General features: G+C 73.7%; 11 protein-coding genes and 1 pseudogene. 4 read left to right on the top strand and 8 right to left on the bottom strand.

What is annotated here, in order from left to right:
- Position 1: 1 nt before the first annotated feature.
- Together BR98_RS16570 and BR98_RS16565 are read right to left on the bottom strand one after the other, a co-directional pair.
- Positions 2-3,444, bottom strand: a pseudogene (locus BR98_RS16570) (ATP-dependent helicase).
- Positions 3,445-3,554: 110 nt separating this feature from the next.
- Positions 3,555-3,911 (bottom strand): MGMT family protein, encoded by a 357-nt coding sequence (locus BR98_RS16565; protein WP_035845546.1) that lies wholly within the window; start codon positions 3,909-3,911, stop codon positions 3,555-3,557.
- Positions 3,912-4,036: 125 nt separating this feature from the next.
- Between BR98_RS16565 and BR98_RS16560 the strand changes: the two genes are divergently transcribed.
- Positions 4,037-6,724 carry a lysylphosphatidylglycerol synthase transmembrane domain-containing protein gene (locus BR98_RS16560; RefSeq protein WP_083976654.1) on the top strand — a complete coding sequence of 896 codons (2,688 nt, stop codon included), beginning with the start codon at positions 4,037-4,039 and terminating at the stop codon, positions 6,722-6,724.
- 89 nt (positions 6,725-6,813) lie between these two features.
- Here the strand turns inward: BR98_RS16560 and moeZ are convergent, their stop codons facing one another.
- The 5 genes from moeZ to BR98_RS16535 all read right to left on the bottom strand — a co-directional run bounded on the left by moeZ (position 6,814) and on the right by BR98_RS16535 (position 13,078).
- Complete coding sequence (gene moeZ, locus BR98_RS16555) at positions 6,814-7,992, bottom strand: adenylyltransferase/sulfurtransferase MoeZ (protein ID WP_035845543.1); 1,179 nt, start codon at positions 7,990-7,992, stop codon at positions 6,814-6,816.
- A gap of 128 nt (positions 7,993-8,120) precedes the next feature.
- Positions 8,121-9,077, bottom strand: a complete 957-nt coding sequence (locus BR98_RS16550; protein WP_035845540.1) for an NAD-dependent epimerase/dehydratase family protein — start codon at positions 9,075-9,077, stop codon at positions 8,121-8,123.
- Positions 9,078-9,231: 154 nt separating this feature from the next.
- A complete protein-coding gene (locus BR98_RS16545) occupies positions 9,232-10,170 on the bottom strand; it encodes a hypothetical protein (protein WP_035845537.1) in 939 nt (312 codons plus the stop codon).
- Positions 10,170-11,747, bottom strand: coding sequence for a DUF3492 domain-containing protein (locus BR98_RS16540; protein ID WP_051969842.1), 1,578 nt, complete (start codon positions 11,745-11,747; stop codon positions 10,170-10,172). Before BR98_RS16540 ends, BR98_RS16545 begins: the two co-directional genes overlap by 1 nt.
- Positions 11,748-12,109: 362 nt before the next feature.
- Positions 12,110-13,078, bottom strand: a complete 969-nt coding sequence (locus tag BR98_RS16535; RefSeq protein ID WP_083976652.1) for an alpha/beta fold hydrolase — start codon at positions 13,076-13,078, stop codon at positions 12,110-12,112.
- 164 nt (positions 13,079-13,242) lie between these two features.
- Between BR98_RS16535 and BR98_RS16530 the strand changes: the two genes are divergently transcribed.
- The 3 genes from BR98_RS16530 to BR98_RS16520 all read left to right on the top strand — a co-directional run bounded on the left by BR98_RS16530 (position 13,243) and on the right by BR98_RS16520 (position 14,697).
- The gene (locus tag BR98_RS16530) at positions 13,243-13,911 is read left to right on the top strand and encodes a TetR/AcrR family transcriptional regulator (RefSeq protein ID WP_035845531.1); all 669 of its coding nucleotides are present in this window, start codon (positions 13,243-13,245) and stop codon (positions 13,909-13,911) included.
- Positions 13,912-14,029: 118 nt separating this feature from the next.
- Complete coding sequence (locus BR98_RS16525; protein WP_035845529.1) at positions 14,030-14,257, top strand: DUF3107 domain-containing protein; 228 nt, start codon at positions 14,030-14,032, stop codon at positions 14,255-14,257.
- Between the two features lie 143 nt (positions 14,258-14,400).
- A complete protein-coding gene (locus BR98_RS16520; protein WP_035845527.1) occupies positions 14,401-14,697 on the top strand; it encodes a hypothetical protein in 297 nt (98 codons plus the stop codon).
- A gap of 121 nt (positions 14,698-14,818) precedes the next feature.
- Here BR98_RS16520 and BR98_RS16515 read toward each other — a convergent pair whose 3' ends face one another.
- Positions 14,819-15,541 carry a ferritin-like fold-containing protein gene (locus BR98_RS16515; protein ID WP_035845524.1) on the bottom strand — a complete coding sequence of 241 codons (723 nt, stop codon included), beginning with the start codon at positions 15,539-15,541 and terminating at the stop codon, positions 14,819-14,821.
- Positions 15,542-15,633 lie beyond the last annotated feature (92 nt).

The raw sequence follows: 15,633 nt of genomic DNA, 5'->3' as shown, positions 1-15,633 counted from the left end.
GCTAGTCGACCAGCTGGCGCCCGTCGCGCTGGGCCGAGCAGCTCCCCTTGAAGGCGCAGTGGCCGCAGCTGTCCCCGGCGGTCGGGACGAAGCGCTCGGCCAGCACCCGGCCGGCCGCGTCCGCGAGCAGGTTCTCGATCCACGGCTCGCCCTCGGGCGGCGGCTGGTGCTGCACCTTCGGGGCGTCCGGAAGCTTCTTGTCCTCGAACCGCAGCTGCACCAGCTCGGCGCCGCCCAGCGGTGGACGCTGGTTCACCAGGTCGTCCAGGGCGCCCTCGCGGACCGCCAGCTGATAGACCGCCAGCTGCTTGTGCTCGGGCAGCGACTTGTCGCTCGGCGCCCGCTTGCCGGTCTTGAAGTCGACCACGTAGGCCCGCCCGACCGCGTCCTGCTCGACCCGGTCCATCACCCCGCGGATCCGCACCGCCAGCTCGCCGACCGGCAGGGTCAGGTCGAAGTCGTGCTCGGTGGCCAGGGTGGCGCGGCCGCGTTCCAGCACGTGCCAGTGCAGGAAGCGCTCCAGCGCGGCCCGGGCCTGCGCCTTCTCCTGGGTGGACTTCCACGGGGCGTCGAAGGCCAGCGCGTCCCAGACCGTGTCCAGCCGTTCGAGCAGCACCCCGAGGTCGGCCGGGGTGCGCCCGGAACCCACCTCGTCGGCCAGCGCGTGCACCACGTTGCCGAAGCCCTGGGCGCCGGAGGTGGTGGTCTGCGCCTTCACCTCCTTGGCCAGGAACCACTGCAGCGAACAGGAGTCGAGCTGCTCCAGGCCACTGCCGGACAGCTGCACCGGGCGGTCGGGCTCGCGCAGCGGTATCGGATTGCTGGTCACCTCGGCCATGCCCCACCAGCGGTCGGGGTGGGCCAGCGGGACCAGCGGGGCACCGGTCTCGTCCGCCGCGCCGGCCAGCTGGGCCAGCCGTTCGGCGGCGGTGCGGCGCAGCTCGGGCGAGCGGCCGGGGTCGACGGTGACCGCGCGCAGCTCGGCGACCAGCGCGGCGACCGAGAGCGGGCGGCGCGGGCGGTGGGTGACGTCCTCGACGGTGACCGGCGGGGTGCGGCGCAGCACCTTTCCGGAATGGGGGCCCCCCGGCCGGAGGCTGGGGGAAGGTCCAGCTCCTCGCGGTAGAGCTCGCGCAGGAAACGGGAGGGTTCGTCGCCGTCCTCGGCCGGGGCCTTGACCGCGGTGACGATCAGGCGCTCCTTGGCGCGGGTGGCGGCCACGTAGAAGAGGCGGCGTTCCTCGGCGAGCAGCGCGCCGGGGGTGAGCGGCTCGGCCAGGCCGTCGCGGCCGATCCGGTCCGCCTCCAGCAGCGAGCCGCGGCGGCGCAGGTCCGGCCAGAGGCCCTCCTGGACGCCGGCCACCACGACCAGGCGCCACTCCAGGCCCTTGGAACGGTGGGCGGTCATCAGCCGGACCGCCTCACGGCGGGCGGTGCGGACCGTGAGGGTGTCGGCGGCGATGTCTTGGGCGGCCAGCTCCTCGAGCAGGTCGAGGGCGCCGCGGTGGCCGGTGACCTGGTCCTCGGCGCGGGCGGCGGTCTCGAACAGGGCGCACAGCGCGTCCAGGTCCCGGTCGGCGTTGCGGCCGGCCGGGCCGCCTCGCAGGGCGGCGCGTTCCAGGCGTTCGCGCCAGCGGGGGCTGCCGTCCCAGAGCTGCCAGAGCGCCTCCTCGGCGGTGCCGCCGCCGATCAGCAGGTCGCGGACCTTGCGCAGCAGCGTGCCCAGCTCGCGGGCCCGGCGGGCGGGGGCGGTGTCGAGCAGCACCAGGCGCTCGGGCTGGGCGAGCGCCTCGCGAATGAGCTCCTCCGCCGAGCGCACGATGGTGCGCACGCGCGGCTGCGGTGCCTCCGGCTCCCCCTCCTGCTCCCCGTCCTCCCTGGGCTCCGCGTCCTCCCTAGGCTCCCCCGGCTCCCCCTGCACCGCAGCGCGCAGGGCGGCCCGCTCCTCCTCGCGGAGCGCCCGCCCCAGGCGGCGCAGGTCGGCCCCGTCCAGGGCGGCCAGTGGGCCCGTCAGCAGGGTGTGGGCCAGCTCGGCGGTGAGCGGGTCCGCTGTGTCCGCCCCCTCCGTCCCCTCCGCTGCCTCGGTACCGGAAGTCGGCCCGCTCGACTTCTCGCGCGCGGCTCCCTCCGCGCACACCCGCAGCGCCAGCAGCAGCGGCACCACGGCCGGCTCCTCGCGCAGCGGCAGGTCGTCGCCGTCGATCTCCAGCGGCACCCCGGCCGAGCTGAGCGCCCGCCGCACCCCGGGTATGGCGCGCGCACCGGCCCGGACCAGCACCGCCATCTCGCCCCACGGCACACCGTCCTCCAGGTGCGCGCGGCGCAGCAGGTCCGCGACGCTCTCCAGCTCGGCGCCCGGCGTCGGATACGTGTAGACCTCGACCCTTCCCGGCTCGACCGTCCCGTCGGTGCCCGCGCGGCCCGGCAGCAGGGCCCGGTGCTGGGCCAGCTTCTCGGCCGGCAGGCGCCCCATCGGCATCCGCCGTGCCAGCTCCCGGGAGGCGGCGAGCAGCACCGGCGCCGAGCGGCGGGACACCCGCAGCACCTTGACCTCGGCCGGCCGGCCGTCGCGCTGCGGGAACTCCTGCGGGAAGTCGAGGATGCCGTTGATGTCGGCGCCGCGGAAGGCGTAGATCGACTGGTCCGGGTCGCCGACCGCGACCAGGTCCCGCCCGTCGCCGGCCAGCTGCCGCAGCAGCCGCACCTGGGCCGGGTCGGTGTCCTGGTACTCGTCCACGAAGACCACGTCGTAGCGGGCCGCCAAGTCCACCTCGGGCCGCTCGGCCAGCAGCACCGCACGGTGCACCAGCTCCGCGTAGTCCAGCACCCCGCGCAGGTCCAGCACGTCCAGGTAGTCGGCCAGGAAGTGCGCGGCGGCCGCCCAGTCCGGTCGTGCCACCCCCGCCGCGAACCGGGCCAGCTCCGCCTCGCCCAGCCCCAACTCGCGGCTGCGGGCCAGCACCGCGCGGACCTCGTCGGCGAAACCGCGGGTGGTCAGGCAGGCCCGCAGGTCCAGCGGCCAGCGGATCTTCCCGATCCCGGCCGCCGCGTCCTCGGCGCCGCCGGCCAGCAGCTCGCGCACCATCACGTCCTGCTCGGGGCCGGAGAGCAGCCGCAGCGGCTCGGCGTACCGCTCGGGCTCCTGGTGGGAGCGGAGCAGCGCGTAGCAGAAGGAGTGGAAGGTGGTGGCCTGCGGCGCGGCCGCGAGCCGCACCGCCATCCGGTCGCGAAGCTCCATCGCCGCCTTGCGGCTGAAGGTCAGCACCAGGATCCGTTCCGGATCGGTGCCCCGCTCCACCCGCCGGGCCACCGCCTCCACCAGCGTGGTGGTCTTCCCGGTCCCCGGGCCCGCGAGCACCAGCAGCGGACCGCCCGCGTGCTCGGCCACCGCCTGCTGGTAGGGGTCCAGCACCGGCGGGGCGGGCGTCGCGAGCGGGCTGCGCACCAAGCGGTAGGGGGAGGCCACGGAAGTCCTGGGATCGGGAGCCGAAGACCATAGAGCCTACGAGACGCCGGGGCGCGCGCGTGACGCGGTGCACCGATTGGGGGCGCGTGTTACCGCCCGTCCCACCGGGCGCTTCGCAGGTCCACCTTGAACAGCTCGGCCGTCTCGCGCAGCGGGGTGCCTTCGGTCCGGTAGGCCGCCAAAGCCCGCTGCTCGTGCCCCGGCAGCAGCGCACCGTCCGCCCGCACCACCCGCCACCACGGCACCGCGCCCCCGTACAGGGCCATCACCCGGCCCACCTGGCGCGGGCCGCCCTGACCCAGGAACTCGGCGACGTCCCCGTACGTCATCACCCGCCCCGGCGGGATACGGTCGACCACATCGAGCACCAGCTCGGCGAACGGGGGCAGGTCTGCGGTGGGGCGAACGCCCGCGCTGTTGTCCGTCACCCGGGCATTCTTGCCCATCCGGACCGGCCGGCGATTCCCTGCGGGGTACTTCGCCGCGCCCGGTACGGCCCCTGTCCGGCGGCCGGCAGCCCGGCATGCCACCATCTTCGAGGCGGTGAGTGGTGATACGAGGACAAGACCAGATGACCGGGACGGCTGACGTGGACGTGGACGAGGGCTCCGACGAGCCCATCCCCGCGCACCCATCGGCCGAGGAGCCCGCCGAGCCCCCTGTTTCCCTGGAGAAGCAGCCCCTGGAGAAGCAGCCCCAGGAGAAGCAGCCGCTGGAGAAGCAACCGCCGGCGGAGCAGCCGCCGGGACCGCCCGGGCCGCAGCCGGGTCGCACCGCGGAGGAGGACGACGGCCACCTCGCGGTGGACGAGCCGCTGCTCGCCGCCCGCGCGCACCGCCCCTCCGACCTGATCCGCTTCGTGGCCGGCCTGCTCAGCATCATCGCGCTCTTCGTGATCGCGAACATCGCCACCTCGACCACCAGCGGTATCGAGACGGACATCCACGCCAACATCAAGCACGTCACACCGTGGCTGAGCACACTCGGCAGCCTGCTCTCGGGTGTGGCGGTGCTCGGTGTGCCGGTGGCCTTCGCGGTCGAGCGGCTGATCAAGCGGGACGGCCTGCGGGTGGCCGACGGTGTGCTCGCCTCGGTGCTGGCCTACGGCGTCTCGCTGGCCGTGGACTGGTGGGTGGCCGAGGGCGCCAGCCAGACCATCCGCACCGCCTTCACCCGGCTCCCCGAGGGCGGCGGCCCGATCACCGAGCCGGTGCACGGCTATCTGGCGCCGGTGATCGCCTACATGACCGCCGTCGGCATGGTGCACCGGCCGCGCTGGCGGGTCGCCCTGTGGATCGTGGTGATCCTCAGCGGCGCCACCGAGCTGATCAGCGGCTACACCACGCCGCTCTCACTGCTGCTGACCCTGCTGATCGGCTGGTCGGTCGCCTACGGGACGCTCTATGCGATCGGCTCGCCCAACATCCGCCCGACCGGCCAGCACCTGATGCTCGGGCTGCGCCGGGTCGGCTTCACGCCCAGGAACGCGCACCGGGCCCCCGACGCCCCCGGTGGCACCCGCCGCTACTTCGTCAACCAGCAGGACGGGCCGGCGCTCGACGTCCACATCATCGACCGCGAGCAGCAGGCCTCCGGCTTCTTCTACCGGGCCTGGCGCCGGCTGCGGCTGCGCTCGGTGGCGGTGCGGCGCAGTCCCCAGTCGCTGCGCCAGGCGCTCGAGCAGGAGGCGCTGATCGCCTACGCGGCAGCCGCCGCCGGGGCCAACGCACCGCAGCTGGTGGCCACCTCCGAGCTGGGTCCGGACGCCGCGATCCTGGTCTACCAGAAGATCGAGGGCCGCACCCTCGACGAGCTGGCGGACGAGGAGATCACCGACGAGGTGATGGCCTCCTTCTGGGAGTCGGTGGCCGACCTGCACGGACGCCGGATCGCACACCGGCGGCTGACCGGCGAGTCGCTGCTGGTGGTGGACGAGAAGCTGGGCGCGCTGGTCAACCTGTCCGGCGGCGACATCGCGGCCGGCGACCTGACACTGCGGATCGACCTCGCCCAGCTGCTCACCACCTTCGCGCTGCGGATCGGCCCCGCGCGGGCGGTCTCGGTGGCCAACCGGGTGCTCGGCGCGGACCGGGTGGCGGCCGCGCTGCCGCTGCTGCAGCCGGTCGCGATGAGCCGGCAGACCCGCGCCGACCTGGCCAAGCAGGCCAAGGACCGCAAGGCCGCCGCCCAGGCGCTGGCGCTGGAGCAGGTGGCGGCCGGCGAACGGACCAGGGAGCAAGCCGAGGAGGACATCGCGGTGGCCGGCGAGGACCTGCTCAGCCGGATCCGCGCCGAGATCCTGCAGATCGCCCCCGAGGCGCCGGAGGCTCCCGCCAAGCTGGAGCGGCTCAAGCCGAAGACGCTGATCACGGTGGTCGCGCTGGCCTTCGCCGCCTACCTCGCGGTGACCACCATCCAGCCGGGCCAGCTGAAGCTCTCGCAGATGAACTGGGCCTGGACCGCGGTGGCCATCACGGCCGCCGCCGCCAGCTACGGCGCCGCCGCGATGAGCCTGACCGGGTTCGTGCCGGAGAAGCTGCCGTTCCGGCGCACGGTGGCCGCGCAGCTGGCCGGCTCCTTCGTGAAGCTGGTGGCGCCCGCGGCGATCGGCGGCATCGCGCTCAACACCCGCTACCTGCAGAAGTCCGGCATCCGGCCGGGGCAGGCGGTGGCGAGCGTGGGCGCCTCGCAGCTGGCCGGGTTGGGCGGGCACCTGCTGCTGCTGTTCAGCTTCGGCCTGATCACCGGCAGCCAGAAGAACGGCGACCTGGGCAGCCAGCGTGCGGTGATCATCGGGGTGCTGACGGCGGCGGTGCTCTCGCTGGTGATCGCGGCGGTCGCGCCGCTGCGGCGGTTCGTGGTGACCCGGGTGCGTTCGCTCTTCTTCGGCGTGGTGCCCCGGATGCTGGACCTGATGCAGACGCCGAGCAAGCTGCTCACCGGCTTCGGCGGCATCCTGCTGCTCACCCTGACCTTCACCGCCTGCCTGGACGCCTCGGTGCGGGCCTTCGGCGGGTCGATGAGCTTCCCGGCGGTCGCGGTGATCTTCCTGACCGCCAACGCGGCCGGTTCGGCGGTGCCGACGCCGGGCGGGATCGGCGCGGTCGAGGTGGCGATCTTCGGTGCGCTCAGCCTGGCCGGACTGCCGGCGGCCACCGCCACCTCGGCGGTCTTCCTGTACCGGGCGCTGACCTTCTGGCTGCCGGTGCTGCCGGGCTGGATCGCGTACAGCTACCTGCAACGGCGCGGCAACCTCTGAGCAGAGCCTCTGAGGAAGCACGACGGGCCGGCTCCCACCTCGCTGGTGGGAGCCGGCCCGTCGTCACACAGCCTCTAGTGCTCCGGCTTCTAGTACACCGGCTTCTCGGGCTCGATCTGGTTGACCCAGCCGATCACGCCGCTGCCCAGGTGGACCGAGTTGCTGAAACCGGCCGCCTTGAGCACGGCCAGCACCTCGGCCGAGCGGACACCGGTCTTGCAGTGCAGCACGATCTTCTTGTCCTGCGGCAGCTTCTCCAGCGCGTTCCCCATCAGGAACTCGTTCTTGGGGATGAGCACCGCGCCCGGGATGCTGACGATCTCGTACTCGTTCTGCTCGCGGACGTCGATCAGCAGGATGTCCTCGTTGTTGTCCTGCATCTCCTTGAGCTGCTTGGGCGTGATGGTCGAACCGAGGGCCGCCTCCTGGGCCTCCTCGGAGACCACGCCGCAGAACGACTCGTAGTCGATCAGCTCGGTGACCGTCGGGTTCTCGCCGCAGAGCGCGCAGTCGGGGTCCTTGCGGACCTTGACCTGGCGGTAGTTCATCTCCAGGGCGTCGTAGATCATCAGCCGGCCGACCAGCGGCTCGCCGACACCGGCCAGCAGCTTGATCGCCTCGGTGACCTGGATCGAGCCGATCGAGGCGCAGAGCACCCCGAGGACCCCGCCCTCGGCGCAGGACGGGACCATGCCCGGCGGCGGGGCCTCCGGGTAGAGGCAGCGGTAGCAGGGGCCGTGCTCGGCCCAGAAGACGCTGGCCTGGCCGTCGAAGCGGTAGATCGAGCCCCACACGTACGGCTTGCCGAGCAGCACCGCAGCGTCGTTCACCAGGTACCGGGTGGCGAAGTTGTCGGTGCCGTCCACGATCAGGTCGTAGCCGGAGAAGATCTCCATGACGTTGTCGTTGTCGAGACGCTCGTCGTGGAGGATCACGTTGACGTACGGGTTGATCTCCTTGACCGAGTCGCGCGCGGACTCGCCCTTGGAGCGGCCGATGTCGGACTGACCGTGGATGATCTGGCGCTGCAGGTTCGACTCGTCGACGGTGTCGAACTCGACGATGCCGAGCGTGCCGACACCGGCCGCGGCCAGGTACATCAGCGCCGGGGATCCGAGGCCGCCCGCGCCCACACAGAGCACCTTGGCGTTCTTCAGCCGCTTCTGCCCGGCCATCCCGACGTCCGGGATGATCAGGTGGCGGGAGTACCGGCGGACCTCGTCTACGGTGAGCTCGGCGGCCGGCTCGACCAGGGGTGGCAGCGACACGGGGACTCCGATGGTCGTCAATACGGTGGTGACTACGCCAACAGTGTCATGCCGGCTCCCTATTCCGAGACAGCATGTCCGCCAGGCGAGACAAGCTCCACCGGATCGTGGGATCGGCCGGACCGGCCCTAGACCCGGCAGGCGGTCTCCAGCCAGATGTCGCCGAGCGACTCCTCCAGCGGGGTGTGTGCCCGCCAGCCCAGTCGCTCGCGGGCGGTGCGGACATCGGCCTGGCGCCACGGGACCGGTTCGCCGGCCGGGTGGGGCGGTGTGAGGTTTGCCATAGACCTGGCCGGTGTCTCGCCGGCGGCCTGGACGGGCAGCGCCACCGGCCGCACCTCCTCGACCAGCGGACCGTCGAAGCCCGAGACCCGGACCAGCAGGTCGGCCGCCTCGCGGGCCCGGACGGCGTGCCCGCTGCCGATGTTGATCACGCCGGTGGCCGCCGAGACCGCCGCCGCCCGCACCGCCCGCGCGACATCGCGGACGTCCACGAAATCCCGGAACGCCGAGAGGTCCGGCATCCGGACCAGGTTCTCCTGCTGCTCCAGGGCCCGGCGGAGCCCCTCGGCCAGTCGGCCGAAGAGCGAGGCCGCCGGGGTGCCGGGGCCGACCACGTCGAAGACCCGCAGCACCGCCGCGTCCAGCCCGGAGGCGAGCACCAGTTCCGTACCGGCCAGCTTGGACACCCCGTACGGGCCGATCGGCCGGGGTTCGGTGCTCTCCGGGATCGGGGTGCCCACCGGGACCGGGCCGTACTCGGCGGCCGAGCCGATGTGCACCAGCCGGGCGGGCTCGCGGCTGCGCCGGATCGCCTCGCAGACGGTCGCCACCGCCAGCGAGTTGGCCCGCACCAGGGTGCGCGGGGTGCCGTAGGTCGCACCGGCGCAGTTGATCACCACCTGGGGCGCCACCGCGTCCAGGAACCGGGCCAGCGCCCCCGGGCTCCCGGCCGCCAGGTCGAACCGGATGTCGGCCGCATCCCGCCGGCCGAGCACGGTGACCTGCAGATCCCGGTCGAGCAGCAACCGGTCGGCGACCCGGCGGCCGATGTAGCCACCGGACCCCAGCAACAGCACCCTCATGGGGCGTCCTTCCACGAGACAGCAGAGCACGGGACAACAGAGCGCGGCACAACAGAGCGCACGACAACGGAGCGCGGCACAACAGAGCGCACGACAACGGAGCGCGGCACAGCAGAGCGCAGCAGAGCAGGGACGGAACAGGACTCACCGGCCATCAGCGGTGGGCCCCCGGAGCGGTGACGGTCAGCCAGGCGCACGGGAGCAGCAGCACGGCCACCGCGCCGGCCGCCAGGGCCGTCAAGGTGCCCGACGTGGTCGCCCAGTCGGGCAGGGCGCCGGCGGAGCGCAGGGCCACCAGGGCGATCCCGAGCCCGGTGGCTCCGAGCAGGCCGGCCGCCGCCAGGGCCCGGCGGCCGCAGCGGCGCAGCGTGGCCGCGGTGGCGAGCAGCAGCCCGAGCGCGGCCTGCCCGCACCACTGCGCCGGTCCGGCCTGTTGGACCACCGAATGCAGCAGGTCGGCGCCCTGACCGGCCGGCCCCGGGCGCGGGGCCACCGCGGTGAGCACGGCCAGCGCGGCGAAGCTGGTCCCGGCCAGCGCGGCCAGCTGCAGCCCCAGGGCCACCGGCAGCACCGGGCGCATCCGACCCCGGAACTCGGCGATCGTCACCGCGGAGCGCAGCTGCACCCGGCCCGCGTGCCGCACCCAGCGCGCCGACCAGTCGGCCGGTCCGACCGCCACCCAGGCCGCCACGGCCAGCACCAGCGGCACCTCCACCGCGCCGGGCGGTCCGGCCGAGCCGAGCACCGTGACCAGCGGGAGCAGCATCGCCCCGAGCAGCCCGACGCCGGTCGCGGCCCGGCACCGCCGACCGGTCGCCGTACCGTCCGACCCGGTGGGTGTGCCGGACGTGCCCTCGTTCGAGGGGCTGCCGCCGGCCGGCCGCCTCGGCACCCGGGCGAAGAGCTCCTCGGCCAGCGAGAAGACGTCCGCGTGCCGGTACCGCCCGGCCGTCGCGGCGCCGACCCCGGCCGCCTCCAGCGCGGCGGCGATCTCCAGTGGGTGCGTCGCCCGCTCGCAGACATCGCGGTGTGCCGCCATCAGTTCCCGGACCGGATCCGCCACCGAGGCCGGGACTTCGTCTTGACGGACCATCAACTCGCCTGCGCCATCGCCTCGGCCGAGCCGGCACCGGTCTGCGCCGCCGTGGGGCTCGGCGTATCGCCCGCCACCCAGTACTCGGCGGGCCGGGTGAACGGGCGCGGCAGCGCGCCCGCCCGGCGCTCGGCGGCGGGGAAGGCCGGCCACTGCGAGACCAGTTCCAGATAGATCTCCCGGAACGAGGCCACCACCGGTTCCACCGCGAACCGCTCCTGCGCCCGCAGTCGGCCGGCCAGGCCCAGCCGGGCGCGCCGCTCCTCGTCCCCCAGCAGGGCCAGGCAGGCGACGGCCAGCGCGGGCGGATCGCAGGGCGGTACCAGCAGGCCGGTCGGCCCGACCACCTCACGGGCCACGCCCACGTCGGTGGCGACCAGGGCCCGGCCGCTGAGCATCGCATCGGCCAGCGGGCGCGGCTGGGGCAGCGAGCGGGCCGAGAAGACCGCGACCGTGCTGCCGGCCCAGACCTCGGCCAGCAGGCGCGGCTCGGCGCTGAACTCCACCTGCTCGCTCACCCCGAGCCGCCGGGCCACCGCCGCGCAGTGCTCGCGGTAGCCGGGCAGCCCCTCGGGCCCGTGCATCCGCAGCCGGGCGCCGGGCAGTTCGGCGCGGATCCGGGCGAAGGCGTGCAGCATCGACTCCGGATCGGCGGCCGGCTCCAGCCGCCCGGCCCAGACCAGGGTCGGCTGGTCCGGCTCGGCGCCCGCGGCCGGGCGGGCCACCGCGGGCAGGCCCTGGTAGACCACCCGGATCCGCTCCGGCCGGGCCCCGCAGCGCAGTTGCCACTCGCGGTCGTAGCCGCTGCCGGGGGTGAGCAGCGCGGCCTGCCGGTAGGTCTCGGCGGTGAGCAGCCGGAAGAAGCTCAGCAGCAGCGCCCGGACCGGCCAGCGGTACGGCGCCTGCCGGTAGCCGAGGTACTGCTCGCGCAGGTGCAGCCCGTGCTCGGTGAGGACGAACGGCATCCCGAACCGCTCCTTGGCCACCAGGGCGGGCAGCGCGGCCGGGCCGCCGCCGACCACATGGCACAGGTCGACGCCGGCGAGGCCGCCCGGCCCGTCGCCGTACCAGTCGGCGGCCAGCGGGCGCAGGCACTGCTCGAGAAGGTCTCCGGCGACCAGCACGTCCCGGACCAGCGGCTGTCCGGCGGCGGTGTCGGCGCCGGGCGAGCGCCAGACCCGCTCCAGCACCGCGTGCGCGTGGCTGGAGGCCAGGAAGGCGGGCAGTGCGCCGTCCTCCCGGGCCAGCGCGGCCAGCCGGTGCAGCCCGACGGCGAAAGCCTCGTGCTCGCGCGGCAGTACCAGGGCCTGGACCAGTTGTTCGTAGGCCCGCGCGTAGTGCCGGCGACGGACCGCGCCGGGCCCGCGACCGGCAGGGCGCGGGCCGCGCAGCGCGAGCGTGCGGATCCCGGGGTCGGGCCGGTCGGTGGCCGAGGAGGCCCCGGCCAACAGCACGAACCGCTCGAACTCGTGCTCCGGCAGCCCCTCGGCCAGCCGGTCGCACCAGCCGGGCTCGCGCCCGACTGCGGCACGCTGCGGGTACGAGTGAGTGCCCTCGGTGAGCAGAGCAATGCGCACGACGACCTCCAGAAGCAGAGCGAACGGGAACGCCGAAACGACGCGGGTGCGAATCAGCGGACGACCAGCGGACCCAGGGACCTAGCGAAGAGCGCACGGCGACAGGCACGGCCCGTCGCACCTCACCGGGCACCCCCACGCCCGGGCCGAATGGGGGGCGCCTCCCAGCCGGAGGCTGAGGGAGGGCCGACCCCGCCCACTGCGCACATCAGTCACACACTCTCGGGCGCCCCCACGCCCCCCACATCTGTTCGGTCCGACACCTAGAAGGTAGAACGGAATCCGCCCCGGCATCGCTCACCTGCGCATCCGCCACCTGAAGGAGTGAATGCCCGTAACCTCGGCTGACCTCTGACGTTCGGTCAGTCCCCGACCTCGCGCAGGAACTCCCGTACCGAGCGCCCCACCTGCGCCGGGTGCTCCATCATCGCCACGTGCCCGGACTCCGGCAGCACCAGCAGCCGGGCGTCCTTGAAGGCCGCGCAGGCCCGCGCCGCCGAGCGGTACGAGACCAGCTTGTCGCGCAGCCCGTAGACCAGCAGGACCGGCACCTCGACCCGCTCCGCCTGCCGCCACAGCGCCTGGTCGCCGCGCTCGGTGTAGGCGGAGACGATCCCGCGCGCGGAGCCGACCAGCACCTGCATCGCGTACGGCAGCCCGATCCGCCGCCGGTACTCGGCGACCGCCAACTCGCGCTTCTCGGCGGGGATCGCGCGGGCGTTGCCGTAGACCAGGTCGAGCAGCCCGTCGGTGGCCTGCTCCACGCTGCGCCCGTCGGACGGGATCCGGGCCAGCAGCCGGGGCACCCCGGGCACCGCGAGCAGTCCGGTGGGCAGCGCCGAGCGCTGCGGCGGCAGTTCGGGCAGCGCCGGCGAGATCAGCGTCAGACTGCGGACCAGGTCCGGGCGCAGCGCCGCGAGCCGCACCGAGACGGCTCCGCCGAGCGAGTTGCCGAACAGGTGCACCGGGCCGCGGCCGGTCGCCTCCAGGTAGCCGATCACCGCCCGGACGTGCCCGGAGACCGAGAGGTTGCCGTCCAGCGGCGGGGCCGACCAACCGAAGCCCGGCAGGTCGATCGCCTCGCCGCGGACCACGCCGTCCAGGTCGGCCATCAGCTCGGTCCAGTTGTCGGCCGAGCCGCCCAGACCGTGCACGAAGAGCGCCTCGGGCAGGCCCGCCACCGCGTCCGCGGTCGGCCCGGTCACCGACAGCACCGCACCCGGCACCTCGACCACCCGGGTCTCCCAGAGACCGGCCGGGCGTTCGCCCGGACCGCCGTCCGCACCCTCGCCCGGCTCCGCCCCGGCCCGCTCCTGCTGCTCAGTGCTCATGGGAGAAGATGGTAGTGAGACTCTGGCGCCGGACGGGGGCCCGCGCCGTATTGTGGGCACCCAACAACCCGAGAGCTGCGCTTTTCCCCCTCCGGACGGGCGCGCCGAGGGTTACTCGAAAGTAGAATCAGCCGCCCTGCCATCAACGCCAAGTGAGGAGCGCCGTGACGGCCATCCAGGAGGCCCAGGACCGCCCACGCGGCGCCCGGCTGCCGCGTAGCGCCCGCCGTGAGCAGCTGCTCGGAGCCGCGCAGGAGGTGTTCGTCGCCCAGGGCTACCACGCCGCGGCGATGGACGACATCGCCGAACGCGCCGGAGTCAGCAAGCCGGTGCTGTACCAGCACTTCCCCGGGAAGCTGGAGCTGTACCTCGCGCTGCTGGACAAGCACTGCGACGCCCTGGTCGAGTCGACCCGGGCGGCGCTGGACGCCACCACCGACAACAAGCAGCGGGTGGCGGCCACCATGCAGGCCTACTTCGACTACGTGGCCAGCGAGTCCGGCTCGTTCCGGCTGGTCTTCGAGTCCGACCTGACCAACGAGCCCGCCGTGCGCGAGCGGGTGGACCGGGCCGCCGACCTGAGCGCCACGCTGGTCAGCAAGGTGATCGCGGAGGACACCGACCTGCCGGAGACGGAGGCCAAGCTGCTGGCCGCCGGAGTCTGCGGGCTTGCCCAGATCACCGCCCGCTACTGGCTCTCGCAGGGGCGCGAGATCCCGCGCGAGGAGGCCGTCCGGCTGGTCGCCAGCCTGGCCTGGCGCGGCCTCAAGGGCTTCCCGATGCACCCCGGCGACCAGCCGATGGCGCCCGGTCAGGGGTTCGCCGACAGCTGAGCCCGGCAACGGATCCGTCGCCTCGGCTTGCTCTAAGGTGAAGCCGTACGGCGCGGCAGCCGGGCTCACCTGGCCGACCGTCGCGCGTGGAGGCTGCAACCCCGGAGGGACGGAAGCCGTGGAGGTCAAGATCGGCGTGCAGAACGCGCCGCGAGAGATCGTCATCGAGAGCTCGCAGACCGCGGACGAGGTCGAGAACGCGGTCGCCAAGGCGCTGGACGGCACCTCGAAGCTCTTCTCGCTGACCGATGAGCACGGCCGCCGCATCATCGTCCCGGCCGAGCGGCTGGCGTACGTCGAGATCGGCGAGCAGGCGGTCCGCAAGGTCGGCTTCGGCACCATCTGAGCGGACCGAACGAAGCCCGTCACTGCCTCGAGCAGTGGCGGGCTTCGTTGTTTCGGCACCGTTTCCGCGCCGACGGCTTCGGGTATGGGTGGGCCACCGCGGTCCCCCCGCCGCGGCTCCGCACCAGTTCCGGGAGGCCGACCGTGCCCCTGCCCGTCGAAGCCGTGCTGTTCGCACTGATCGGCCTGCTGGCCGCAGCCGCCGCGCTGGTCCTGGTCCCGGAGTACTACCCGATGTCCCGCGGGCTGACCATCGGCACCGCGCTGGTCTCGGCGCTGCTCAGCGGTCTGGTGATCCGCTTCACCCTGGCGGGCGGCGAGCCGGCGGCCACCCTGGTGATGACGGCGATCTGCACCGGGCTGCTCACCTCGGTGCCGGCCCGGCCGGACCTGGCCGCCCAGCACGGCAGCCACCGGCGGCACCGGCGGCACGCGGCCTGACGAGCAGGGGTCGGCCTGAGCAAGCGCTTGGCCAGGCCGTGCTGGCTGAGCAAGCGCTTGGCCAGGCGGCACTCGCTGAGCAAGCGCTTGGCCAGGCGGCGCGCACCGAGCAAGCGCTCGCTCAGGAAGCCAGGCCCAGCGCGCTCATCCGCTTGGTGTGCGCCTCGGTGATCCGGTTGAACATCTTGCCGACCTCGACCAGGTCGAAGCCGCGCACCTCCGCGCCGCCGACCAGCAGGTTGGAGAGCGCGTCGCGCTCGGCCACCACCCGCTGCGCCTGACTGAGCGCCTCGCCCATCAGCCGTCGACCCCAGAGCGCGAGCCGGCCGCCGACCCGCGGGTTCTCCTCGATCGCCTGGCGCACCTTGTCCACCGCGAACTGCGCGTGCCCGGTGTCGCTCATCACACTCAGCACCAGGTCGCGGGTGTCGTCGTCCAGCCGGACCGCCACCTCGCGGTAGAAGTCGGTCGCGATCGAGTCGCCGACATAGGCCTTGACCAGGCCCTCCAGCCAGTCCGAGGGCGCGGTCACCCGGTGGAAGGACTCCAGCGGCTCGACGAACGGGGTCATCGACTCGGTCGGGTCGGCGCCGATCTCGGCCAGCCGGTCGTGCAGCAGCTGGTAGTGCTGGAACTCGGCCGAGGCCATCCGGGCCAGCGCGGCCTTGTCGGCCAGGCCGGGCGCCAGCTTGGCGTCGTCGGCCAGGCGCTCGAAGGCGCTCAGCTCCCCGTAGGCCAGTGCGCCCAGCAGGTCGAGCACGGCGGCCCGGTAGTCCGGGTCGGCCGAGCAGGTCGTCCAGTCACCGATCGAGCCGACCTGGCCGGCCTCGCCTTGAGTCTCCATGGACCGTCACTCTAGACCGCCGTGACCTGCCGTCGAGCTCCACCTGCGGCCCCCGGTGCGGCCGTGTCAGGCGCATCACGTGTTCGAGTCGG

Source organism: Kitasatospora azatica KCTC 9699 (assembly GCF_000744785.1).
GTDB lineage: Bacteria > Actinomycetota > Actinomycetes > Streptomycetales > Streptomycetaceae > Kitasatospora > Kitasatospora azatica.
This window is presented reverse-complemented; position numbering and strand designations above follow the sequence as displayed.

Bases quoted from the DNA above. Each gene is read 5' to 3' on its own strand.
- BR98_RS16565 (WP_035845546.1), bottom strand. From the start codon at position 3,911: ATGGGCAAGAATGCCCGGGTGACGGACAACAGCGCGGGCGTTCGCCCC.
- BR98_RS16560 (WP_083976654.1), top strand. From the start codon at position 4,037: ATGACCGGGACGGCTGACGTGGACGTGGACGAGGGCTCCGACGAGCCC.
- BR98_RS16550 (WP_035845540.1), bottom strand. From the start codon at position 9,077: ATGAGGGTGCTGTTGCTGGGGTCCGGTGGCTACATCGGCCGCCGGGTC.
- BR98_RS16545 (WP_035845537.1), bottom strand. From the start codon at position 10,170: ATGGTCCGTCAAGACGAAGTCCCGGCCTCGGTGGCGGATCCGGTCCGG.
- BR98_RS16535 (WP_083976652.1), bottom strand. From the start codon at position 13,078: ATGAGCACTGAGCAGCAGGAGCGGGCCGGGGCGGAGCCGGGCGAGGGT.
- BR98_RS16515 (WP_035845524.1), bottom strand. From the start codon at position 15,541: ATGGAGACTCAAGGCGAGGCCGGCCAGGTCGGCTCGATCGGTGACTGG.